The 22,116-nt window shown below is 57.2% G+C and carries 18 protein-coding genes and 1 pseudogene; 9 read left to right on the forward strand and 10 right to left on the reverse strand.

Annotation, left to right across the window (positions count from 1 at the left end; all coding sequences use genetic code 11):
• Positions 1–955 precede the first annotated feature (955 nt).
• Positions 956–2,263, reverse strand: a complete 1,308-nt coding sequence (locus RPMA_RS26875) for an ATP-binding protein (RefSeq protein WP_211910743.1) — start codon at positions 2,261–2,263, stop codon at positions 956–958.
• A 137-nt stretch (positions 2,264–2,400) separates the two neighbouring features.
• Between RPMA_RS26875 and RPMA_RS26880 the strand changes: the two genes are divergently transcribed.
• Positions 2,401–2,961, forward strand: a complete 561-nt coding sequence (locus RPMA_RS26880) for a response regulator (protein WP_249225772.1) — start codon at positions 2,401–2,403, stop codon at positions 2,959–2,961.
• A gap of 619 nt (positions 2,962–3,580) precedes the next feature.
• Here RPMA_RS26880 and RPMA_RS26885 read toward each other — a convergent pair.
• Positions 3,581–3,772, reverse strand: coding sequence for a hypothetical protein (locus tag RPMA_RS26885; protein WP_211910745.1), 192 nt, complete (start codon positions 3,770–3,772; stop codon positions 3,581–3,583).
• Positions 3,773–4,004: 232 nt separating this feature from the next.
• On the opposite strand from RPMA_RS26885, the gene RPMA_RS26890 reads away from it, so the two are divergent.
• From RPMA_RS26890 to RPMA_RS26900, 3 genes are all read left to right on the forward strand, one after another.
• Positions 4,005–4,307: a hypothetical protein gene (locus RPMA_RS26890; RefSeq protein WP_211910746.1), complete on the forward strand. Its 303-nt coding sequence runs from the start codon at positions 4,005–4,007 to the stop codon at positions 4,305–4,307.
• A gap of 116 nt (positions 4,308–4,423) precedes the next feature.
• On the forward strand, positions 4,424–4,843 hold the full coding sequence (locus tag RPMA_RS26895) for a DUF1236 domain-containing protein (protein ID WP_211910747.1): 420 nt from the start codon (positions 4,424–4,426) through the stop codon (positions 4,841–4,843).
• 108 nt (positions 4,844–4,951) lie between these two features.
• On the forward strand, positions 4,952–6,640 hold the full coding sequence (locus tag RPMA_RS26900) for an alpha-amylase family protein (RefSeq protein ID WP_211910748.1): 1,689 nt from the start codon (positions 4,952–4,954) through the stop codon (positions 6,638–6,640).
• 65 nt (positions 6,641–6,705) lie between these two features.
• On the opposite strand, the gene RPMA_RS28650 is transcribed toward RPMA_RS26900, so the two are convergent.
• From RPMA_RS28650 to RPMA_RS26915, 3 genes are all read right to left on the reverse strand, one after another.
• Positions 6,706–6,888 (reverse strand): DUF3606 domain-containing protein, encoded by a 183-nt coding sequence (locus tag RPMA_RS28650; protein WP_211910749.1) that lies wholly within the window; start codon positions 6,886–6,888, stop codon positions 6,706–6,708.
• Positions 6,889–7,557: 669 nt separating this feature from the next.
• Positions 7,558–8,187, reverse strand: a complete 630-nt coding sequence (locus RPMA_RS26910) for a hypothetical protein (RefSeq protein ID WP_211910750.1) — start codon at positions 8,185–8,187, stop codon at positions 7,558–7,560.
• A 254-nt stretch (positions 8,188–8,441) separates the two neighbouring features.
• Positions 8,442–10,160 (reverse strand): ShlB/FhaC/HecB family hemolysin secretion/activation protein, encoded by a 1,719-nt coding sequence (locus RPMA_RS26915; RefSeq protein ID WP_211910751.1) that lies wholly within the window; start codon positions 10,158–10,160, stop codon positions 8,442–8,444.
• 165 nt (positions 10,161–10,325) lie between these two features.
• On the opposite strand from RPMA_RS26915, the gene RPMA_RS28475 reads away from it, so the two are divergent.
• Both RPMA_RS28475 and RPMA_RS26925 read left to right on the forward strand, forming a co-directional pair.
• Complete coding sequence (locus tag RPMA_RS28475; RefSeq protein ID WP_328516543.1) at positions 10,326–11,069, forward strand: FecR family protein; 744 nt, start codon at positions 10,326–10,328, stop codon at positions 11,067–11,069.
• 587 nt (positions 11,070–11,656) lie between these two features.
• Entirely contained in the window at positions 11,657–14,365 is a 2,709-nt protein-coding gene (locus RPMA_RS26925) for an EAL domain-containing protein (RefSeq protein ID WP_211910752.1), read from the forward strand.
• A 66-nt stretch (positions 14,366–14,431) separates the two neighbouring features.
• On the opposite strand, the pseudogene RPMA_RS26930 reads toward RPMA_RS26925, so the two are convergent.
• Positions 14,432–15,558: pseudogene (locus RPMA_RS26930) on the reverse strand (AI-2E family transporter).
• Between the two features lie 144 nt (positions 15,559–15,702).
• Complete coding sequence (locus RPMA_RS26935; RefSeq protein ID WP_211910753.1) at positions 15,703–16,599, reverse strand: LysR family transcriptional regulator; 897 nt, start codon at positions 16,597–16,599, stop codon at positions 15,703–15,705.
• A 95-nt stretch (positions 16,600–16,694) separates the two neighbouring features.
• Here RPMA_RS26935 and RPMA_RS26940 point away from each other — a divergent pair, with 95 nt between their 5' ends.
• From RPMA_RS26940 to RPMA_RS26950, 3 genes are all read left to right on the forward strand, one after another.
• The gene (locus RPMA_RS26940) at positions 16,695–17,450 is read left to right on the forward strand and encodes an SDR family NAD(P)-dependent oxidoreductase (RefSeq protein ID WP_211910754.1); all 756 of its coding nucleotides are present in this window, start codon (positions 16,695–16,697) and stop codon (positions 17,448–17,450) included.
• Positions 17,451–17,512: 62 nt separating this feature from the next.
• The gene (locus RPMA_RS26945; RefSeq protein ID WP_211910755.1) at positions 17,513–17,953 is read left to right on the forward strand and encodes a nuclear transport factor 2 family protein; all 441 of its coding nucleotides are present in this window, start codon (positions 17,513–17,515) and stop codon (positions 17,951–17,953) included.
• A 104-nt stretch (positions 17,954–18,057) separates the two neighbouring features.
• The gene (locus RPMA_RS26950) at positions 18,058–18,432 is read left to right on the forward strand and encodes a nuclear transport factor 2 family protein (RefSeq protein ID WP_211910756.1); all 375 of its coding nucleotides are present in this window, start codon (positions 18,058–18,060) and stop codon (positions 18,430–18,432) included.
• 90 nt (positions 18,433–18,522) lie between these two features.
• On the opposite strand, the gene RPMA_RS26955 is transcribed toward RPMA_RS26950, so the two are convergent.
• The 3 genes from RPMA_RS26955 to RPMA_RS26965 are packed head-to-tail and all read right to left on the reverse strand — an operon-like array spanning position 18,523 to position 21,874.
• The gene (locus RPMA_RS26955; RefSeq protein ID WP_328516544.1) at positions 18,523–20,853 is read right to left on the reverse strand and encodes a PAS domain S-box protein; all 2,331 of its coding nucleotides are present in this window, start codon (positions 20,851–20,853) and stop codon (positions 18,523–18,525) included.
• Between the two features lie 8 nt (positions 20,854–20,861).
• Entirely contained in the window at positions 20,862–21,494 is a 633-nt protein-coding gene (locus RPMA_RS26960; protein WP_211910757.1) for a chemotaxis protein CheC, read from the reverse strand.
• Positions 21,491–21,874, reverse strand: a complete 384-nt coding sequence (locus RPMA_RS26965; RefSeq protein WP_211910758.1) for a response regulator transcription factor — start codon at positions 21,872–21,874, stop codon at positions 21,491–21,493. The genes RPMA_RS26960 and RPMA_RS26965 overlap by 4 nt, the downstream gene beginning before the upstream one ends.
• Positions 21,875–22,116 lie beyond the last annotated feature (242 nt).

Genomic DNA, 22,116 nt, shown 5'->3' on the forward strand with positions numbered 1-22,116 from the left:
TGTTAGCTCTCGCCTTACGTTTGATAGTGCGACGATGACTTGGTGCCGATCGGTTCAAGGCACGAGCGGTCAACCGGCCTGTCCGCAAGATCGGTTACCTCAATCTGGGTTGCGCCTTCCCGCCTGAGCCTCGACACGGCCGCCGCGGCTTCAGTCAGCGTCCCGACCAGCAACCCTGACGTGGAATCGCCGATACTGCCTCTAACTTTATAGGACAGAACTGTCACCCATTCCTGTTACCCGCGCCTGCGGATAAAAATACCCCGGCATGCAGCCGGGGCAAGGGAATGTGGAGCTTGTCGATCCAAATCGCGCAAGCATCCAAACGATTGCCAGTTTTTCCTGATTTTGCAAGCTCCAATTGGAACAGATCGCCGAAAGATCCGTTGTGCCCTGCAATCGCCGAGGCGTGACTCGCCAAAAAGAATTGGTCCACTCCGGCGAAACAGGGGCTTCCGCATGCCAGTCGGCCGATATTTTCTCTTCGTAGGAAGCGCCCTGCTCTCCCTTCTGTTTTTGGCGGACGCCTATCTTCCGAAGCCTCCCGCGAGCCCGACAAGAGCCGAGATCGACAAATCAAGCATCAGAATTAAGTCCGCGAACACCGGTCCCACGCCGGTGGTGATTGAAGCTGCCGGCGGTGGCCGGTCAGGACTGTAGCGACCGAATTTCGGCTTGGCTGGATCATCCCCATTGCCCGATCCAGTCAGCCGAATAGCGGGTCGATTGCCGAACTCCGGCAATCGACCCGCTCCAATTCCACCCGCGCTACACTCAGATGATTTGCCGTAACGCAAGCAAAACGGCGAAAAACACGAGGACTACGCATCCCTGCCATAAGGTGGCGGATACCACATCGCTCATGCTCTTTGGCCTCCAAAGCTCTCAATGAGCCGACGGCCTAATTGATCCGAAATACGTTAGTTCCACTGATCGGGAAAAATTAGCAATCTGGTCAGCCAGCTAATGGCAATTCGCATGTGATTCTTGCGCCTGTAGCGTTGCGATGGAGCGCGAATTTCCCGCCCAAAGCCTTCACGCGCTCGGACATCCCGCTCAATCCTCGTCCGACCGACAGGTCGTCAGGGAATCCGACTCCGTTGTCGCAAATTGAAACCGAAATAGTGTCGCTACCTGATGTTCCCGGATTGACGGCAACGGAAACCTCGGCCTCCGTGGCGTGTGAGTGTCGCTGAATGTTGAGAATTGCTTCCTGAAGTAGTCGATAGACAGTCCGTGACACCGCTTCCGCTGCTTTATCCAGACCTGGTTGTGTGTTCAACGAGATCCTGAGGCCTGGATCCACGTTCGCAGAACGCTCAACCAATGCCGCAATGCTTCGGGTGAGCCCGACTTCCCGGATTTCCATGGGACGCAAGCGGTCGAGGATCTGGCGATGAGCGCCTTGCAGGGCGGCAATGGAGTTTTCCATTTCGACGGCTCGGTTTCTGCATCCCTCAATCGATGCGGTTTGCTGAAGGGAGATCGCATTGGCACGTAAACCGAATAGCATCGGTCCGAGTTCATCATGCAGGTCGCGAGAGACTTCGTCTCGTTCACGATCCTGGAGAGCGACCATCGACCTCAACAATTCATTATTCTCTCGCCGAAGCCCGGACATCGCGACACCAATCTCGTTTGTTTTTTCGATGAGTCTGTTGATCTCCGGCGGTCCGTGCCCGGCGTCAGCACCGGGTAATGTTCCTCGCCCGATGGCCTCAAGCCCCTCTTCCAAGCTCGCCAGTGGACGAAGCATCGTTCCGAGACCAAAGTAGATGATCACCAAGGAACCTGTGCCGAACACAAGAAAGATGACGACCACGGTCAAAAAGGTCAGCCATTTCTCGTAGACATCCGGGTACAAATCTTGAAAGAAGGTCAGATATCCCAGCTTTCTTCCTCCGACCTCAACCGGGTACGACCGCGACCAGTTTTCTTGAAGCGGCAACAGATGCAGAAACCACGATGGAACGCGAGGCATCTTCCGCCGAACATCGTTTGTCGGTCGATCGGTTTGGAACGTGATTGCACCACTCGACGTTTCCAGCGATGTAACGAAGGCGCTTAAAACGCGATCGGGATTGTTAGAGGCGTTGATGACGGCATTGAGTGATGCAGCGACTTGTGCGCTTTGGCGTTCGAACGGCTCTCGTTCCGCCGTGATATCTTCATCATTTGCGATCCAAAGCCCGGCCATGGTGGCCAAGAAGACACCCGCGAGAAGTGCCGCAAGGAGCATTGCGATACGCTTGCGCAATGTCATGGACGACCACATCATACAGACCCGCTTTTGCCGATTTGACCCGAAATATTGACAGGACAGACCAGGTGGCTCGCAGTCAAGAGATAAAGGTTCTGGTCGTGGATGACCATCCGGTCGTGGTTTCAGGGTGCAAAGCCATGCTGGAGGCGGACGACCAGCACGTCGTGGGCGCGGACAGCGCAAAAAGCGGTTTGAAGACGTATCTTAAAATGAAGCCCGATGTCGTACTCCTCGATATTACCCTCCCCGATGTATCCGGATTTGAACTGCTCCGTCGCATTTTGAAAGCCGACCCGGATGCGCACGTCGTGATGTTCAGCATGAACACCGATCCCACGGTGGTGGTGCGTGCAATCGAACTCGGCGCCAAGGGATACTTGGCGAAGAATGGCGACCCACGAGAACTGTCGGCAGCAATAAAATCCGTCGCGAAAGGTGAGGTATATATAAGCCCTGCGATCGCTACTTCGGTCGCATTCGACACCGCAAACGCCCGGGCTAAACCACTCTCCAGGTTGAATAAACGTGAGCTGGAAATCATTCGGTTATTGGCGAAGGGGCGAAAAATCGCGGAGATCGCGGACGCGCTCGATATCTCCTACAAGACGGTGGCCAATACGACCTCGCTTCTCAAGAAGAAGATGAATGCTCGCAGCCACTCGGACCTGATTCGACTCGCGATCGAGATCAATGTCTGACGGTTTATTCGGAAAACACACGCAGCTTCGTCGCAACAGGGCATCCGGTTGTTTCTCACCCTGCCCACCTCACGCGTGCATGGCTTGAACTAAAAACCGTTTAGACCGCGTTTCTGGCCAACATTTATGCTCGGCGCAATGGACCGCATATCGATGTTGATACCCGCCCATCAGGCGCGAACGAAAAGGACGCTTCCACTACTCCGTCACCGGCGCAGTATGTGACGACGACATCGTCCCCTGTTGTACGCAAATCGATTAATTCGCCCGCAGGCAACTGCCGAAACCGATCGCGCCAGTACTTTTCGACTGCCAACCTCCCGCGCGAGGTCTCGCCTGTGCAGCGGCATCTAATCTCGGCATCTTCACCGTATAAATTGACGATCACACCAAGATCGCAGTCACGATAGGCGTCTAGCCAGTCGATCATGATGCCCAAGTGATCATGTGACGTCATCAAGTATGCGACCTCGGAAAAACCGGAGTTTACCTACATCTAGAATGATTCCAAAAGCAATATGAAGGGAAGGTTTTCGATGGACTTGCCATAGTCACGAGCACCTCCCCGAAATACGAAAGGCCCTCTTGCGAGGGCCTTCCAAACGATCCGGAGTTTTGCTTAGTGCCGGTGGCGATGCTTGATAATCACGACCTTCTTGGACGGACCGTGGCGATGCCACCCGCCATGATGGTGATGGCCGCCGCTCTTCTTGATGATGACGGTTTTGGCTTCGGCCTGGGTCGTGATGGCCATGGGCATAACGAAGCCGACGGTGGCAAGGGCGGCTAGTCCGAGAACGATCTTTCGCATTTCCATCTCCTTGGGAACTTACATCGGGAAAATGCGGTAATAGCTCTGGCGTTCCTCGGCATAAACGCTGAATTTTCTGAACGTTCGTTCAGATGATTTCCCTGCATTCTGATCCAAAACTAGCACTTGCCCGTCATCGCCTGAGCTCCACCTGAGAAAAAGGTGTTCGGGCATAAATACGCGGCGAATGCAGACGATTTTGTGAGGTAAGCCTTATTCCGGCGAGTGAAAAATGAGCAGTCACGTTAGTTTTCTAAAGGCGCGCTACGCCGTAGCGCTTATGAATACCGCGTTGATCGGTTCAGATGGCGAAGCGCATCAGTTGATCCGCGCGCTCTCAACCGAGACACCCACACCGCGCGTCAGTGAAGGTCTGGCCTCTGTGGAACGGGCCGCGCTTGTGTCCATTTTGGCGCTTGCGAGAGCGATGGGCGGCCGTGGCATTTCATCCGCTTCCAGCGAATGGATTCGAGCCAAGAAAGCGGTCGATCATTGGGTGTCGGCCGCCTCTAATGAGATTGGCCTGGAGCGCTGACGGGAAAGCGTGGCAAGCGGTTCAACTCTCGATCGCAACCTTACTCTACATTGAACGGAACATTTTGTTGCACCTGCACTTAGGATCCCGGGCAATACATGCATCTGGAGGATTAAATGTCTACATACTTCAAAGGTTTCGTTGTTGCGGCTACCGTGGTTGCTTCCACTTCGTTCGCCATGGCGCAGGGTGTCCCTGGAGGGATCGAGCGCGGGGCTCATGAGGGCGCACGCGCGGCAGGCCCGGTCGGCGCCGTGGTCGGCGCTACGGTTGGTGGCGTCGTGGGCGGAGTGGCTGGCGTCTTGGGTGTCGATGACCGTCCGCGCTTTCACCGTTACGTGGCCGATCGCCACATCCGCTCATACACCTATGCGGAGCCGGTCGCCGTTGGCACCGTTCTCCCGTCGGACGGCGTGACCTATTACGACGTTCCGGACGACTACGCTTCGGCCCGCGAATATCGGTACACCGTCGTGAACGATCGCACGGTGCTTGTCGATCCGCGGTCGCGACGGGTTGTCCAGATCATCGAATAATCGAGCTATTACCTCGTGAACAGCGGCCCATCGAAAGGCGGGCCGCTGTTTGCGTTGCGGCGCTCTGACATCGCGACGCTCACCGCCTCCTTCGCTGACAGGTGATCCATGATTGACGATCTCTGGTACAAGAACGCGGTCGTCTACTGCTTATCCGTCGGAAGTTTCATGGACTCCAACGGCGATGGTATAGGCGACTTTCGCGGTCTCACGCGGCGTCTCGACTACTTGCACGGCCTCGGCATCACGGCGATTTGGCTCATGCCGTTTCAGGCCTCGCCCGGCAAGGACGATGGATACGACATTTCGGACTACTACAGCGTCGATCAGCGCTATGGCACTCTTGGCGACTTCGTTGAATTCACGCACGGCTGCCATCAACGCGGCATACGCGTCATTATCGACCTCGTCGTCAACCACACCTCAGATCGCCATCCGTGGTTCAAGGAAGCCCGCTCGTCGAAGAATTCATCCTACCGTGATTGGTATGTCTGGTCAGAAAAAAAGCCCGCCAATGCCAACAAAGGGATGGTGTTTCCTGGCGTCCAGAAGGCGACTTGGACGCACGATAAGGGTTCGAAGTCCTGGTATTTCCACCGCTTCTACGACTTCCAACCCGACCTCAACACCTCAAACCCACACGTCCAGGCCGAAATCCTCAAAATCATGGGGTTCTGGCTGCAGCTCGGGGTCTCCGGATTTCGGATGGACGCGGTCCCATTCGTGATCGCCACCAAGGGACCGAAGGTCAATAAACCGGTCGAGCAGTATGACATGCTGCGCACGTTCCGTGAATTTCTGCAGTGGCGCAAGGGTGACGCGATCGTGCTTGCAGAAGCCAACGTGCTACCGGAAACGGACATGGAGTATTTCGGCGACGACGGTGACCGGATGCACATGATGTTTAATTTCCACGTCAACCAGCATCTCTTCTACGCCATGGCCTCCGGCGATGCGCGGCCGCTCGCCGCCGCAATGAAGGTCACGAAGCCCCGGCCCGCCACAGCACAGTGGGGGCTGTTCCTGCGAAATCACGATGAACTTGATCTTGGCCGATTGACTGAGAAGCAGCGAGCGAAAGTCTTTGAGGCATTCGGTCCGGAAAAGTCGATGCAACTCTATGACCGCGGCATCCGCCGCCGTCTTGCGCCCATGCTGGGCGGTGACCGCAGACGGCTCGAACTTGCCTACAGTCTCATGTACACCCTGCCCGGTACGCCGGTCTTGAGATATGGCGATGAAATCGCGATGGGCGACAATCTCGCTCTTCCGGAACGCAACTGCGCTCGAACACCTATGCAATGGTCCACTGAACCACACGCAGGCTTCACCAAGAGCGCGCGCCTGAAGAACCCGGTGATAGACAAGGGGCCCTATGGCTACGATCACGTCAACGTTGCGATGCAACGACGCGATCCAGATTCGATGCTGAACTGGACCGAGCGCATGATACGAATGCGTAAGGAAGTGCCAGAGATCGGATGGGGAGACTTTTCGATTATCCCGACCCGCGATCCGTCAGTGCTGGCCATTCGATACGACTGGCGCAACAATTCCGCTCTCTTTGTTCACAACTTTGACGAAGGCCCACGCGAAGTGACATTCGTGGTTGGTTTGGACGATGACCGCGACCTGCACCTCATCAACCTACTCTCCGAAAGCCATAGTCGCGCCGATGATCGCGGTAGGCACCATCTCATGCTGGAGGGTTTCGGTTATAGATGGTTTAGGACGGGAGGATTGGATTATTTGCTTCGGCGCAGCGACATTGACGTTCCCCCGCCTGGCCGAAAATGACGATCTTTGAGCCGAATGCTCTTGGTGCCCGCGGCAAGCGAGGGCATCGTATCGAGCGCGCCGCTTCACCGATCCTTACGGCCAATTTCTTTCCGGACGGCTGCCGCCGAGGGACCTACCGTGGACACGGCCCGTTCGATCTCTGCCTTTGTGGCGCGAAGGTGCCGACACCAGCATTTCATGGCTTCCGCGTCGGCGATGTCTATCTCGCGCCGGGCAGGTTGAGGTCGAAGGCTCTGCGTGTTCATCGGGGTTCTCCGTCGTACATCTCGAACTTACTTAATCGGCTTTAAGTTCCGGGGCCGGGATGAAGTGGCAATGCCGGTAGTTGGCCGCCTTCGAATATTCCTACGTGAAAAGCCTAAGTTGATCGCAGCGAATTACGTGACGGATGGAACGATTGCATGTTTTTCCCGTTTTTCTGGCATTAACAGGAGAATCCAGATGAAGCGCATATCATGCTTGGTCGCCGCGGTTTCCGCGATGACAATTCTTGGTCCCCTCACCGCCAGCGCACAGGATGTACGCATACGCGTAGGCGACGACCGGGGCTACGTTCGCCATCACGACCATGGATTTCGCGGTTCACGCGCGGAGTATTTCGCCGGGCATGATCGCGGTTGGCATCGCGGCTGGCGCAATCGGGATCGTACCGTGATCATCAAGGAGCGGCGTCACCGCCACTGGGATTAATACGAGCTAGTCGCCGGGGCCAATAAATGGCCCCAGCGACTCATAGTTTCAAATGCACTTCGTTCAGCACGCGGGTTCAACCAGGCGAACCGGCATGTGTATATGCGCTATCGAAATTCGAACCCCGAGATTGGAGACGAATATGATCAAGACTGCCCTCGCCGCAATAACCTTCGTCTTCACACTATTCTGTAGCCCAGCATTCTCAATGACGCCCGCGCCGATTAGCCAATTGCAACAGGTTGACACTGTCCTCGTGAAAGGCGGCCACGGGCATGGTCATGGTCACCTGCGTCGAGGCGGTCGCGGTCATCACTACGGATGGTATCGCGGTCGTGGACATCATCGAGGCCACTATCGCTAATGATTGCTCGACGCACGTGTTGGTGACGAGTTAGCCCACTGCTAACGGCGGCTATTCCGCTGCCTCCTGGTTCGCAGATATTGCCGAAGCGATTTTCACTTTCGCGCTTCTCAGCGAAATTGCCGCGGGCACCAAACAACGTGGGTCTCGAGCCCACCTTGTTTAGAATTCCATTGATACCGCGACAAGATTTGAATGAACCGTCGAATGGTGAACTGGCGCATGGGATTATCGCATTGTTCATTTTGGCAATCAGCCTTCCGTTTCCCGCGGGCGTATGACCGGACGCAAGACGAAAATGGACAAGACAATCAACGAGTCTTTTGATCTTGCATGCTTTAAGGCAGCGGCCGACGCCGTTGATGGCCGCTGGCACCGACGGGTATGGTTCGAGGTCTCCCGGCTCCGACAGTCCAGCACCTCCGCCGGGCGAACCATCATTGTCGATCGCAGGGGCGCTTCGATCGTTGGCGCCACGATCCGCGATCATGTTCAATAACGGACAGGATCGACTTTAACTTCCAGCCCACATTGTTCTGAGGCACGACCGGTCATCGCTAAGATCCAGAAAGACGCGACGCCCAAAGCTTACCATCGACTGGTTAAAGAGGGCGAGCTCTCGCAAGTTTGATGCGCCTGCCAACCCCGTTAGAGCCTGCGCTTGAATGATGATTTAGCGCCTTGAGCGGACATCGCGGTCGAATGAGGCGTCGAAACCCGCAACTCTATGGTGCTAAGCGCCTGCTACATGCGGAAAGCATTCGAAACAGAAAATAGAAATCGTGGATTGCGGTTGACGTTGTCAAATGGGCGATAGCTGAGAGGGACACCGACACCGAAATCGGCCTGTAGGTTTTCCGCGAGAAAAAGCCGAATGCCGCCGCCAGCCGACGCTAGGGATAGGCCATCTGTATACTGGTATCCCACGTTCCAAACGACACCGGTCTCAGCAAAACCGTAGATCTGATATCCACGCAGAGGTCCGACGTTCAGTGTTCCATCGAAACGCAATTCGAAAGATCCCGCCATGGCATTGTCGCCACTAATCTCGGCATTTCCGTAGCCTCGGCCAAAAGAGCTGCCCCCCAAATAGAACTGTTGCGAGGTAAGGAGTTGTGTCGATGCAAACTGACCAGCGCCAGCGATCTTCACAGACCAGTCATTGGCGAGAGACTGGTACCGCGCGTATTGAAGATTGAGCGTCGCAGCTTGTGCGGAGCCACCATATCGTGACAACATTTCATCGCCAGCTTTCGACGCACCAAAAACGTCAAGTCCTTTACGCAGCATCAGGGTCAGGTAGTTCGCGCCGCCGTACTCATCCTTTAGTCGGTAGTCTCCGGTAAGATACAGCGTCCGCAGATGATCCCTATACAGCGGCCCGAATGCATCGCCCTCGGAAACCTCCGTGAACTGTGATCCTACTGTGACAGTTAAGGTCTGGCGTTGGGTCTGGATCGGAACGGCGCTCGCGTGCAGTTCGGCGGACTGCGTTCTTGTGAGGTTGCCGTAATCTCGACGCCAGTCCCCTGGCCGAACTTCGCTATAGAAAGCCGATCCGCCCAGTCGCACACCATTCACGCCGACCGGCGCTTCATATCCAATACGGCCGAACCCAAGTTGGCTTGGGTCGTTCGCTATTGTCGAACCGTTGATCGTTAGCGCGTCACCTGCAACGATATACGAATTGAATGCGCCCGTTGCGTAAGACTGCCATGGCCCTACGGAGCTTGACCCCAGATTGTCGATGCCAAGCGATGCGTACGTTTGCCATGACTTGACGAACACAGATAAACGAAAAGCTCCCGTCGTATTGCCTATCTCCGTTAACGACGTATCCGAGACCCGGATTCCAGGAAGAGAATTAAGAAGTAGAAGCTGGCGTTCCAGCGTTTGCTGTCGCGATGGCGTCTCTGCCAAGATAGGTGACAACAGAGCTCTTACGCCGAACCGCCCTTGAGGTTCGCCGTCGATAACAAGTTCCGTGATACTTCCCTCAACGATTTTGATAACAAGGACGCCGCTCGCGACGTCTTGGGCCGGCACAATCGCCCTGGACAGGTGATAGCCATTAGCGCGGTAAAGTTCGCTGATCTTTTCAACAAGCTCACTGAGCTCGCCTTCGGTGATCCTGTCGCCAACAAACTTGCGATACAGAGGCTCGATGGCTGCTGTCGATATCGCTTTGTTTCCGACGAGCGATATGCCGCGCACCTTGAAGCTTCTGCCTCCTCCGACGGCGCCGATGCGGGCCGAGACTGCGGGAAGAGAAGTTTCCTCGCCGGCTCGCTCTGCTCCTTGCTTCATAGCTTCAAAGCGTTTCTCCGGCTGAAGTGGATCGAAGCCAGGACTGGCCGCTTGAGCGAGCGCTGCGTCCATTCCGCCGATGAGCGTTATGGCGACGAGACTTACGGCGAGTGCTGATTGGATCGGGCGATAAGCGGCAAAGCAGAACGGTGCCATGGAGTCCAGTTCTTGACGCGCGACTACGGAATTGGCCGCTCATCAAGTGGGTAGGTTGGTATGGTCAACGAGACGTTAACGCGCGAGTTGTAGGTGTCCTTGCACGTAAATTTATTTTTGAATGTTTCCAGATAGCGTGGCGGTTCCCGGTTCTGGAGCATTTTTGTGTCGGATATCAGACATTTAGTCGTAGCTGTCTTAGCGCTCGCCTTCATCTTAACGCCCGCCTACGCAGCGGACGAACGCGGCTGGCACATCGCCAAGTCGTCGGGGCAGGTTTGGACGGTCAGCTCCCAAGCCCAGCCGGTATCGCTCACAAGCCAAGAAATCCGAGCGGGCGACACCATTCGTACCGGTCAAAACGGCCGCGTTTTGCTCAAACGCGGAGATGAAACGATTTTGATAGCCCCAAACTCTGAAGTGAAGCTTCCGGTGGCTACGTCTGACGGCCTGTCGACGACCATAATTCAGAAGGCCGGCTCTATCCTGTTGGATGTCGAGAAAAAGAACGTGAAGCATTTCGAGGTGGAAACACCCTATCTAGCTGCTGTGGTCAAAGGAACGCAGTTTCGGGTCAGCGTTTCGGCCCGAGGGACCGACGTAAACGTTGTTCGTGGCCAGGTCGAAGTCGCTGACTTCAAATCCGGCCAGATCGCTCAAGTGATGCCCGGCCAGACCGTCCTATCTCGCTCGGCCGGAAGCGTAGGGCTCTCGCTGTCCGGCCCTGGCATCCACAGTCCCATCCAACAAGGAACGCCCAGAACGCCAACATTTGACCGGCTGCCAGTGCCGCGGTCAGGTCTACCCGCCCCCGCTCGGCAGCTACCGGTGTCCAAGTCCGAACGCTCGCAGCCATCGGCACTTCTTCCTCCTCCGCGGCTCCCACAGGTCGACAGTCGGAAGGCGTAATCGGGAATCGAGGACCTGGATCTCACAGCAAGACCAGCCCGATACAAATCGCCGCACCGATTGGCGATGTACGTCTCAACATCAACCGGGTGACAAACGGCCTCGCTCGGGGCGCATCAGATGGGCAGCCCGGTCGTGGAGAGCCAAGGCGAGCGAGTTATTGGACCTCTGGGCCAAACACAAATCCATCCTCGGCAGGATCGAACGGATCGACTTCGGACACACCCGCCTCAATACCGAGCAACGTAGCCGGTGCCGCAGCCAGCCCAATTGTCACGCCCACCTTCACGCCAAGCGCTTCCGCCAACCCCAACTCAATTACAAACAATGGAAAGTCCGGCGCAACCGGTAACGGTTACGGAAGATCAGGCGACACAGCCTCGGGGAATGGGAATTCGGGAGCAGGTAACAACGGTAACGGTTACGGCCGTGCGAACGGCAACAATGGGAACGGGAATAACGGCAACGGCAACGGCAACGGCAACGGCAACGGCAATGGCAATGGCAATGGCAATGGCAATGGCAATAATGGAAACGGCAATGGAAATGGGAACGGAAGGAAATAACGCTTAGAGCGGCTTACAATCATGAAGCCATATCGCGCTCACCTTTTAGCGACGCTTGTCGTAGCCCTAGCGGCAGCGACTGGAATCGCCGCATCGCTGTTTAATTTTGCGGCCGATTGGCGCTTCTCCATGACCTCCCGCGCGCCGACGGGCAATATCGCTTTGATAGCTATCGACCCACACTCAATCGAGGCAATGGGGGCCTGGCCCTGGTCTCGATCCATCCACGCCGATCTCATCAGAAAGCTCGACGCGATTGGTGTCAGCGATATCGTCTTCGACGTTGATTTCAGCTCGCCGTCAACGCCAACCGCTGATGACGACTTGGCTCAAGCGATTAAACAGTCGAGCAGTTCAGTTGTCCTTCCAGCGTTTCAACAATCGAAAAGGAGTAGTTCGCCCTCTGTCCACGACAACCTGCCAATTCCTCTTCTCGCGGCTGATGCATGGATCGCTTCGGCAAGCGTCAAAGTCGGAAAAGACGGCCGCGCGCGGAAATACGATTACTCCGATCGAATTGGAACCAACCTGATCCCCTCCATCGCAACGGCTATGTCCGGAAGCGGTACAATCTCAAAGCCAGCCTTCTACATCGACCACGGTATCCGTTTCCGTGAAATACCGATGTTTTCCTATTCAGATGTACTCGATGAGAACTCAGTGTCACGCTTGAGCCTTCGAGGAAAGAAGGTCCTGATCGGTGGAACAGCCATAGAACTTGGAGATCGCTTCAGCGTACCCAACGCGTCCGTTCTGCCAGGCCCATTGCTGCAAATTCTCGCCGCTGAATCGATCACTCAAAACCGCGCATTGTCAGCGACATCTTGGGTGGTCAGCCTGGCGGGCGTGATCCTATCGATCATTGCGATGATGTATGTTTGGCCTCGAACGTCTGCGATGAGGCGGCTTATACTCATTGCTTTTGTTTCCGTCGCCGTCGAAGTTATCGCGCTTTGCATCCAAAACTACATCCCAGTGATCGCAGATACATCATTGCTGCAGATTACCTTCGCCGCCTACTTACTTGCGATCGCCCTTCAGGAAATCGACGTCCGGGGATTGATGACGCGTGTGGCGGAGCGAAGATTCCGTCGAATTGCGATGTCGATGGGCGACGCGCTCATCTGCATGGACGCGAATTTGCGCATCACAATCTGGAATCCCGCGGCCGAGTCAATTTTTGGCTATCTGTCGGTCGAGATGATCGGACGTTCATTCAGTGAATTGATGTCGGAATCAGGAGACTCGAACGCGATCTCGCACGTCACTGCCGACCTCGTTGGCGGCAACAACCGACGCCTCGTCGAGTTCCACGGCGTCCGAAAGGATGGACAGAAATTCGATGCTGAGGCTTGCTTTTCGTCATGGGAGGATACTGACGGCCTGAGCTATGGTGTCAGCCTCAGAGACGTTTCGATCCGGAAGAGAGAAGCCGAGAAAATCAAATACTTGGCAGACTTCGACTCCTTTACCGGCCTGCCCAATCGGCATCAAATTGAACGACGCGTTACAGAACTGCTGGCAAAGAAACGTCAACTTTGCCTTTTCGTCGTGCGGGTGAACAGAGTATCCGACACTAGTGTAATTTTCGGACCTTCATTCAGCGGCGAGTTGATCAAAGCAGTCGGCAGCTCACTTCGTCATCAATTTCATGAGGATCGATACTTTTTAGGTCGCATCGGCGATGAAATGTTCGCGTTGCTGGCGAGCGATTGCAGTTCAGAGGCTGCACCAAATGTTGCGGCAAGGGTAATGGCCCTCTTCAACACGCCATTGCAGGTTGGCGGAAGATTGCACCAAGCCCACGTTCGTATCGGCGCAGCAGACCTGCCTGAACATGGAGCATCGACCGAGGTCGCCTTCGCTAATGCCTATATCGCCTTGGATAAGGACAAAGCTGACGGGGCGGCGAATTTCTATGAAGCGCGAGACCGCGCTCTTGTCGAAAAGCGTCTCGCTACCGAGGCAGATCTGGTTCGAGCTCTGCAAAACGATGAGTTTGAGCTCTTCTATCAGCCGCAAGTTTGCCTGGACAGCAAACGAATAATCGGCGCTGAAGCGTTGATTAGGTGGCGCCATCCCGTGCGAGGACTTGTGCCTCCGATTGATTTCATTCCAATTGCAAACGCGACGGCGGTTTCGGTCGGAATGTCGCGCTGGGTTGTGGAGACTGCATGGCGACAAGCAAGTCGTTGGGCGGCAGCGGGCCATGAGATACGCATGGGCATCAACCTGTCACCCTGCCAATTTTCAGATGGTTCGCTTAGCGTGCAGGTCGAGGCGCTACTGCACGCCGCTCCCATACGTCCAGACCTTATCGAGTTTGAGGTTACAGAAGACATTCTCCTTGACGACGAAGTCCAGGCCAAAAAAGCGATTGAGAGATTAAAGCGAAGCGGTGTGCGACTTGTCTTTGACGACTTTGGGACCGGGTTTGGCAGCCTCAGCTATTTGAAATCCTTCCCTCTCCACGGACTGAAAATTGATCGATCGTTCGTGAAGGACGCTCTTTCATGTGAGAGCGATCGCACGATTGTTAGATCGGTTATCAGCCTCGCGGAAGGGCTCGATCTCTCAGTGATTGCTGAAGGGATCGAGGATGCGGCGACCGCCGATCTCCTCTTAGCAATGGGTTGTCGCGAAGGGCAAGGTTACTTCTTTGGCAAACCATGCCCCGCAGATGAGTTCGAACGCCTTCTCATGACCGCCGCCGGGTCCATTGCAGCTTAATTCGTCTGGAGCTGCAGCATCCATGTCGATCCGACGCGAAACTTGTAATCCCTTGTACGAGGAGGTTCAGAGCTCGGGCGTCTTAGACCCGTAGATCCATTCGCGCCAAACGGTTAGAGCGGCCGCCATAATGACCGGTCCGAGGAATAGCCCGAACAACCCAAACGCGGCTATTCCTCCAAAGATTCCGACAAATGCTAAAAGAAATGGCAGACGCGCTGAACCGCCGACTAACGTAGGCCACACGAAATGATCGCCGGCAAGCATCACCGTAGCGCCCCACAGAAACACCGCCACGGCCGCGACACCGCTCCCGCCGCCAGTGACCAGAACTATTGCTGCGGCGGTGAACGCCAGCCAGGCCCCGAACGGCAACAGCGCGAATGCTGTCGTCAGTACAGTGAACATCAGGGGGTTGGGCACGCCAGCGGCGACAAACCCAGCTCCGATAAGAAGCCCTCGCCAACGGCGACAAAAACTGTTCCGTTGACGGTGCCGCGAGTTGCTTCGACCATTTTTCCAACAAGCCCTTCTCCCGCATCGCCGAGAAGGCGATCGCAGGTTTCCAGGAAGCGCCTTCCAACGGCTCTTCCGTTACGAAGCAGAAAAAACAAAGCAAGAAGCGAAAAAAGCATGAGTGAGAAGCGGTGAAGTAGTTGCGCCCCGAAAGTCTTGAGTAGATCCGATGCGTTGTCCGCGTTGACGGTCTGAAGCCACGCGGCTGCGGCCTTTGGATCCGACAAATTGGTGCGCCACCAAGTCTGCAGGCTTTCTGCGGCGACGGGTAAACGCGCAATCCATTCAGGAACCTGAACACCGCTCTCCCGTGCTTGTTTCAGCCAACTGACGAAAAGGTCACTCTGTTGAGCTATCTGGTAAATCGCAAGCGAAATCGGGGTGAAGAGCGCCAATGCAACGAGTGCAGTGAAGAAAAACGCTGCGATGCTTGACTTGTCCGAAGAAAACCAGCCCGCGAACTTGAGGTATAGAGGCCATAGTGCAACAGCGATAATTGTTGCCCATATCAATGACGGCAGCAAAGCCCACGCAGTCCACACTCCAAAGGCAAAAACGATAAGGGCGAGCACAACTCGGGAATTCATCCGGGCCGCGGCGTCAAGGGGGAGCGGCTGCCTTTCTTGATCGCCGAAGAACTGATCTGTTTCCGGCTCCATCCTCGTTTTCTGTAACATTTAGCGCGGCCCCGTCATGGTTCTCATAAAAACATGACAGATTTCCACTTGTTCCCGATTTCTTCCAAGCTGTTTATTGATAGCGGCTCATTTTCCATGAAGCCAATTGGTCATTGTCCGCTTTGCGCCATTACCGGTCGGTTACTAGCGTCCCAGATGCGAAGCCAAGAATTCGCTTAGTGCGTCGATCCGCGCCGGCCGTACCCGCGATGAAGGCGTGATGAAGTACAACCCACCGCCTGGCAGTTGCCAGTCCGGCAGCAGGATTTCGAGACGTCCGTCGGCGACATAGGGATCGGCGACGAAGGACGGGAGTTCGGCGATCCCGATCCCGTCCAGCAATGTCGGCAACACAGCGTCGATATTGGTCACCGAGAACGGGCCGGTCGGCGTCACCGAGACTTGCTCGCCGTCCTTGTGCGTGAAGTGCCAGCTGTTGGTCCGCGCGCGATAGGCATAGCCGAGGCAGTGATGGGCATTGAGCTCCGACGGCGACTGCGGCCGTCCATAGCGCACGATATAGGCCGGCGATGCCACGACGAAGCGGCTCATGGCGCGCAGGCGGCGTGCGATCAGGGATGAGTCCGGCAGCGCCGCGATCCGGATCGCCGCGTCGAAACCGTCGCCGATCAGGTCGACGGTGGCGTCGCTCAGATGCAGGTTGAGCGAAATCTCCGGATACTGGCGCAGGAAAGCCGGCACGATCGGCGCGATCTCGCGCAGGCCGAACGACATCGGCACCGCCAGATTGATCGTGCCGCGCGGCTGGCTCGACAGTTCGCGCGCGGCGTTCTCCGCCGCCTCGGCTTCCTGCAACACGCGCGCGGCACGCTCGGCCAGCCGATGGCCGAAATCGGTCAGCGCCACCTTGCGCGAGGTGCGGTTGAACACCTGCGCGCCGAGACGGTCTTCCAGCCGGGTGATGGCCCGCGACACCGTCGCCACCGAGAGGTTCAACGAGCGGGCGGCGCCGGCGAAGGAGCGCTCCTCTGCCACCTTGGCCAGTAGCGCCAGGCCTTCGAAATCGGGGAGCTTGGACATCGACAATCCTGCAACGATAACTTTCAATCGTTGCTATATCGGAATACTCCAGCCGGCGCCATCTTCTGTTCGTCAACGAAGCAGGAGTGACCACCATGTCCCAGAAGCTCATCGGAAAGATCGCAGTCGTCACCGGCGGCACCAGCGGCATCGGCCTCGCCACCGCCAAACGCTTTGCCGCCGAGGGCGCACAGGTCTTCATCACCGGCCGCCGCAAGCCCGAACTCGACGCCGCGGTGGCCAAGATCGGCCGCGCCGCCACCGGTGTCCAGGCCGACGCCGCCAAGCTCGGCGATCTCGACCAGCTCTACCAGAAGGTAAAGGCCGAAGCCGGCCGGATAGACGTGCTGTTCGTCAATGCGGGCGGCGGATCGATGCTGCCGCTCGGCCAGATCACCGAGCAGCAATATGCGGATACGTTCGACCGCAACGTGAAGGGCGTGCTGTTCACCGTGCAGAAGGCGCTGCCGCTGCTGCAGGACGGCGCCTCGGTGATCCTCACCGGCTCCACCGCCGGCATCAAGGGCACCCCCGCCTTCAGCGTCTATGCCGCCTCCAAGGCCGCGGTACGCTCCTTCGCGCGCAACTGGATCCTCGACCTCAAGGATCGCCGCATCCGCATCAACACGCTCAGCCCCGGTCCCATCCGCACGCCGGGTCTGGTCGAGCTGGCCGGTCCCGATGCCGCCCAGCAGCAGGGACTGCTCGACTATATGGCGTCGCTCGTTCCGATGGGCCGCGTCGGCGAGCCCGAAGAGACCGCCAAGGCGGCTGTCTTCTTGGCCTCTGAAGACTCCAGCTTCGTCAACGGCACCGAACTCTTCGTCGATGGGGGACAGGCACAGATCTGAGCCCGCCGGCGCCGACCACCCTCTCCTCACGCATATCCACGATCAAGTGAAAGCAACCGACCATGACCGAGAATGAACGCATCATCCGCAATCTGTACGCCGTCGCCGAACTGCAGGACTCCAAGGGCTTCGCCGAACTGTTCACGCCGGACGGCTATTTCTGGGATGTTTCCGCCGGCCAGAAATATTACGGCGCCGATATCGGCAACGTCGTCGACATCTATGCCAAGGCCTTCCCCGATATGCATCGTGCGCTCGACCTCATCTATGTCGCCGGAGATGTCGTGGTCGTCGAACTGTCGCTCAACGGCACGCATAAAGGACCGCTGGCGCTCACGGCCGGCACTATCCCGGCCACCGGCAAGGAAATGCAAACGCCGTGCTGCGACGTCTTCCACCTCGAAAACGGCAAGGTGAAATCGTTCCACTGCTACACGGCAGCGACCATCCTGATGGCCCAGCTTGGCGTATTGGGAAATCTCCAGGCCGCCATCGCGGGCTGATCCAGTAGATTACCCGGCCGATATCTTCCTGCAGATCGGCCGGGCATCCCTTCGTATCCTGGTTCGCATATCTTGCGACACCGGACACCGCAAAGGACCACGTCATGTCATCTCATAAACCCGACTACGACCATCTCCTGCGCACCAATATCGAGCGCGTCTTCGGCGAACGCGACGCGGCGAAACGCGACAAGGTGATCGCGGAGATCTACACGGCCGAACCGGTGCTGCTCGAGCCGACCGATATCGTGCAGGGACGGGACAACATCTCGAAGACCGTCGACAAACTGCTCGAACAGTTCGGCCCCGACTTCGCCTTCATGCCGGTCGGACAGGCCAACGGCCATCACGGCCTCGCGCATCTGGCATGGCATGCCGGGCCGAAGAACGGCCCGGTCGTGGTTACCGGCGTCGATGTCGCCGAAATTGTCGACGGCCGGATCGCCCGTCTATGGGTGCTGCTGGATCCGCCGGTGTAGCGTTGAGATGTCTGCTTTGCGCCAAAAGGAGACCATGACAGTTTGCCATGATCCGCCTCGATGATCAGGCAGAAACCCGCGAGTCCCTGACTAATTCGATGAAATCAGCTCTTTGATCCGCGACGCCAGTCCGTCCATAGCGAATGGCTTGGTAAGAATGCCCATTCCGTCATCCAGCTGGGCTCCGCCCAGCACCGATGTTTCAGCATAGCCGGTGATGAACAAAATCTTGAGGCCGGGACGCGCGATCCGACCATAGTCGGCGACCTGCCGCCCATTCATGCCGCCGGGAAGACCGACGTCCGTCACTAGAAGATCGATGCGTACGTCTGACTCAAGGACGCGGAGCGCGCTCGATCCATCGGACGCCTCTATCGACGTATAGCCCAATTCGGCGAGCACTTCGGTAATGAGCATCCGCACGGACGGTTCGTCGTCAACGATGAGTACCGTTTGGCCCGCTTGGGCTCGAGGGGAGCGAGCGAGATCCACTGCCACGTCCGCTTCGACCTCACGCTGGTCGTGGCGGGGAAGGAATATCTCCACGGTCGTGCCGGCACCCACGTGCGAAGAGATACGGACCTGTCCACCGGACTGCTTAGCGAAGCCATAGATCATCGACAGGCCGAGGCCTGTGCCCTGCCCTAAAGGCTTTGTCGTGTAGAACGGATCGAAGGCACGCGCGATGACGTCGTCGGGCATTCCTGTTCCGGAATCTGTAACTGAAAGACAAACGTAGTCGCCGCCACGCATTTCCAGCAATTGCGCATCTGCTTCAACGAATGAACGATTTCCTGTGGCGATATGCAGGGTGCCGCCTTCGGGCATTGCATCACGTGCGTTGATACAGAGATTCAGAAGCGCATTCTCGAGCTGATTTGGGTCGACCAGTGTCGTCCATAAAGTTGGAGCGTCAGTGATAGTCGTCTCGATGCTTGGACCGACCGTGTTATCGATCAAACCGGTCATGTCAGAGATCAACCGGTTCACGTCGGTTGCCTTCGGATCAAGTGTTTGCCTGCGTGAGAAAGCCAGTAGTCGGTGCGTCAAGGCTGCCGCGCGGTTGGCAGCGCCCTGCGCCGTCGAGATATAGCGTTCGACATCCTTGTGGCGCCCTTGGGAGATTCTCAGCTGCAGAAGCTCTAGGCTGCCCGAAATGCCGGTCAAAAGATTGTTGAAGTCGTGCGCCAGCCCGCCGGTCAACTGGCCCACAGCCTCCATCTTCTGCGACTGACGCAGCGCCTCTTCGGCCTTGAGCAAGGCGTCCTGCTGCCGCCTTTGGTCCGTAATGTCGCGCGCCACGCAGTAAATCAAACCATCGGCCGGCACAGCTGTCCATGACAGGACGCGATAGTCGCCATCCCGAGTTCGCAGGCTGTTTTCGAAATGGAAGGTCTGCCCGATGGCGGCCAGCGTGACGAATTCCGAGAGTTTGTTAGCGCTTTCGGCCGCGTCCTGAAGCCAGGCCAGCGTCTTGCCGCGAATATCGTCGGGCCGCCATCCCAGCGTGCGAGCCCAAGCGGGATTGATGCTAATCCAGATCCCTTGCGTGTCGGCCACGCCCAGCATGTCCTGACTGACCTGCCAGACTTGGTCACGCTCCTCGGTGCGCTCCGCTACCCGCTTCTCGAGCGTCAGGTTTAGCGTTCGCAGTTCCTGTTGCGCCAGATTTCTCTCAGTCACATCGCGCAAGATTGCGGTCACGAGCGGGCGCCCGGCACTCACCCATCTCGCAACAGAAATTTCCAGATGGATTTCGGAGCCATCCTTGTGCCGCGCCAGCAGATCGCGCGATCGCACCCAGCGCTCGCCTTGCAGCACATTGCGAAGCAGCTCTTCCCACGCCGAGCGATCATCAAACAGCATCTCAAGACGCTGGCCGATCAGTTCCTTTTGCGTATAGCCGATTTCACGCTCGGCAGAGGAGTTGGCGAACCGCACGACGCCGTCTACGTCCAGCGTGAGGATCGCATCCGGAGCACTTTCCACCACGGCATCATAGCGGGCGTTCTGACGCTCCCGCAGCACTTTCTCGCGATGCGCCGCAGCCGTCACATCAAGAACCTGGATCAGGCACTGCGTGTTTGCGGCCGATCCGAGCGCACGAATGGTGATATTCTGCAGCATCGGAATTCCGGCGCGCGTCCGGAACGGAAATAGTTTTGGGTTGAGTGAATAGGTTAGAAAGCTGGAGGAATTGAGCGCCAGCGTGTCCGCGATCGCCGTCATGAGCCTGTTCGAGAGGTCGTGTCCGAATATCTCGGGCAGCGTCTTTCCCAAAATCTGCGCGCGCGGAAGGCCGCTCGCGGTGACGAGCCACTCGTTCCACTCGACCACGCGCTGTGAAGCGTCAAGGATCGCCACGCCCGCATCGAGCGCATCGAGAGCCGACCTCATTACCTCATGATCGACCTTGGTCATCGAAATCGTCAGCCTGCTTCCCGCTCGATGAATTCGTCAAGCAGATGCGTAAGTGCCGTGAGGGAAGGCAGGTCCATGATCATGGCAATGTAGCCGCTGATGTCGCGTTCGCGAACGGCGAAAGTGATGTAGAGAAACATCACCACGTCGCCGGCCTCGGGAGGCGATTCGAGACTGAAGAACGTCGCCGCATTGCCGCGCAAGACTTCCGGCAACGACATTTTCAGGCTGCGATGTAGCATGTTGGCAATGGTCGCGAGACAACTGTTGAGCAAGACATTGCCGGTTTCGGCGAGGGCTTCCTGTTCCAACTCGATGATGTCCTCCAGCGGCAGGTCGCCACCGGTGATGGCCCGTACCAGTTCTAGACTTTTCGTCTCCGGAAAGATCAGGAGCGCCCGGCCGCCGATGTCGCCTTCAAAGACCTGGTGCACCGCGACCAGATTGTCGCTCTCGCGCTCGGCAAGAATGGCAATCGCGCGGGCCCGGTTCACCAAGGTAACATTGGGCACCGACAGGTGTACCTGAGCGCCCACCATTTCCCGCAAATTTGTCGCAGCCCGGCTGACGCCGAGATTGACGAGCTCGGTCAACGCATCAAGCTGCAGTTCTGTCAGAATATTCGTCTGGTCGTCCGTCATCGGTTCGATGCTTCGATTTGATTGAGCGAAGCTTTCAGAAAGTCGGACAGAGCCTGTTCGGTGAGCGGCTTCGGCAGAAACGTGGCGCCGATCGCCGTCGCGCGCGCCACGATTTCAGTCTGGTGGTTGGCGGAAATAATTGCCACCGGCATGGTCGGGTGCGCCTTCCGGAGGTCACCCGCCAGATCCAGACCATCGCGGCCGGGCATGTTGAAGTCGAGCAAAGCGATGTCGAAAGCGTCATCGCGCGACAAGGCGAGCGCTTCGTCGGCATTGGCGGCCTCAACGCGCACCCAGTCGGGATAGAGAGCCTTAAGGGCCTTCGCTACCGACATTCGGGCCAATTTGCTGTCGTCTACGATCAAGAGCTTGCGGGTCATTTTTCGTCCATCAGGGGCCGCCAAGGCAGATGAGACAGGCTGTTTCGCACCTTCGTGGCCATTCCGGAAGCTCAAATGCTGCTCCGCGCCCGCGTTATCGCTGGTTCGACCCAAGATCGGAGGAATTCGCCTCCCGGAGGCCCAGAAATCTGACGCCGGGCGGCAAGAAGGACTTGAATGACCGCAGAATGCGCGGTGTCGCATCGTTGCCAGTCGATGGCGGCAGCCGGCTCGGCGAGGAG

The organism is Tardiphaga alba, from assembly GCF_018279705.1.
Classification (GTDB): domain Bacteria; phylum Pseudomonadota; class Alphaproteobacteria; order Rhizobiales; family Xanthobacteraceae; genus Tardiphaga; species Tardiphaga alba.

Excerpts from the sequence above, each read along its gene's own strand:
- RPMA_RS26890 (WP_211910746.1), top strand. The coding sequence starts at position 4,005 with ATGAGCAGTCACGTTAGTTTTCTAAAGGCGCGCTACGCCGTAGCGCTT.
- RPMA_RS26940 (WP_211910754.1), top strand. The coding sequence starts at position 16,695 with ATGTCCCAGAAGCTCATCGGAAAGATCGCAGTCGTCACCGGCGGCACC.
- RPMA_RS26915 (WP_211910751.1), bottom strand. The coding sequence starts at position 10,160 with ATGGCACCGTTCTGCTTTGCCGCTTATCGCCCGATCCAATCAGCACTC.
- RPMA_RS28650 (WP_211910749.1), bottom strand. The coding sequence starts at position 6,888 with ATGAACACGCAGAGCCTTCGACCTCAACCTGCCCGGCGCGAGATAGAC.
- RPMA_RS26925 (WP_211910752.1), top strand. The coding sequence starts at position 11,657 with ATGAAGCCATATCGCGCTCACCTTTTAGCGACGCTTGTCGTAGCCCTA.
- RPMA_RS26885 (WP_211910745.1), bottom strand. The coding sequence starts at position 3,772 with ATGCGAAAGATCGTTCTCGGACTAGCCGCCCTTGCCACCGTCGGCTTC.
- RPMA_RS26895 (WP_211910747.1), top strand. The coding sequence starts at position 4,424 with ATGTCTACATACTTCAAAGGTTTCGTTGTTGCGGCTACCGTGGTTGCT.
- RPMA_RS26900 (WP_211910748.1), top strand. The coding sequence starts at position 4,952 with ATGATTGACGATCTCTGGTACAAGAACGCGGTCGTCTACTGCTTATCC.
- RPMA_RS26965 (WP_211910758.1), bottom strand. The coding sequence starts at position 21,874 with ATGACCCGCAAGCTCTTGATCGTAGACGACAGCAAATTGGCCCGAATG.
- RPMA_RS26945 (WP_211910755.1), top strand. The coding sequence starts at position 17,513 with ATGACCGAGAATGAACGCATCATCCGCAATCTGTACGCCGTCGCCGAA.
- RPMA_RS26955 (WP_328516544.1), bottom strand. The coding sequence starts at position 20,853 with ATGACCAAGGTCGATCATGAGGTAATGAGGTCGGCTCTCGATGCGCTC.
- RPMA_RS26935 (WP_211910753.1), bottom strand. The coding sequence starts at position 16,599 with ATGTCCAAGCTCCCCGATTTCGAAGGCCTGGCGCTACTGGCCAAGGTG.
- RPMA_RS26950 (WP_211910756.1), top strand. The coding sequence starts at position 18,058 with ATGTCATCTCATAAACCCGACTACGACCATCTCCTGCGCACCAATATC.
- RPMA_RS26910 (WP_211910750.1), bottom strand. The coding sequence starts at position 8,187 with ATGATCGCGGATCGTGGCGCCAACGATCGAAGCGCCCCTGCGATCGAC.
- RPMA_RS26875 (WP_211910743.1), bottom strand. The coding sequence starts at position 2,263 with ATGACATTGCGCAAGCGTATCGCAATGCTCCTTGCGGCACTTCTCGCG.
- RPMA_RS26960 (WP_211910757.1), bottom strand. The coding sequence starts at position 21,494 with ATGACGGACGACCAGACGAATATTCTGACAGAACTGCAGCTTGATGCG.
- RPMA_RS26880 (WP_249225772.1), top strand. The coding sequence starts at position 2,401 with ATGCTGGAGGCGGACGACCAGCACGTCGTGGGCGCGGACAGCGCAAAA.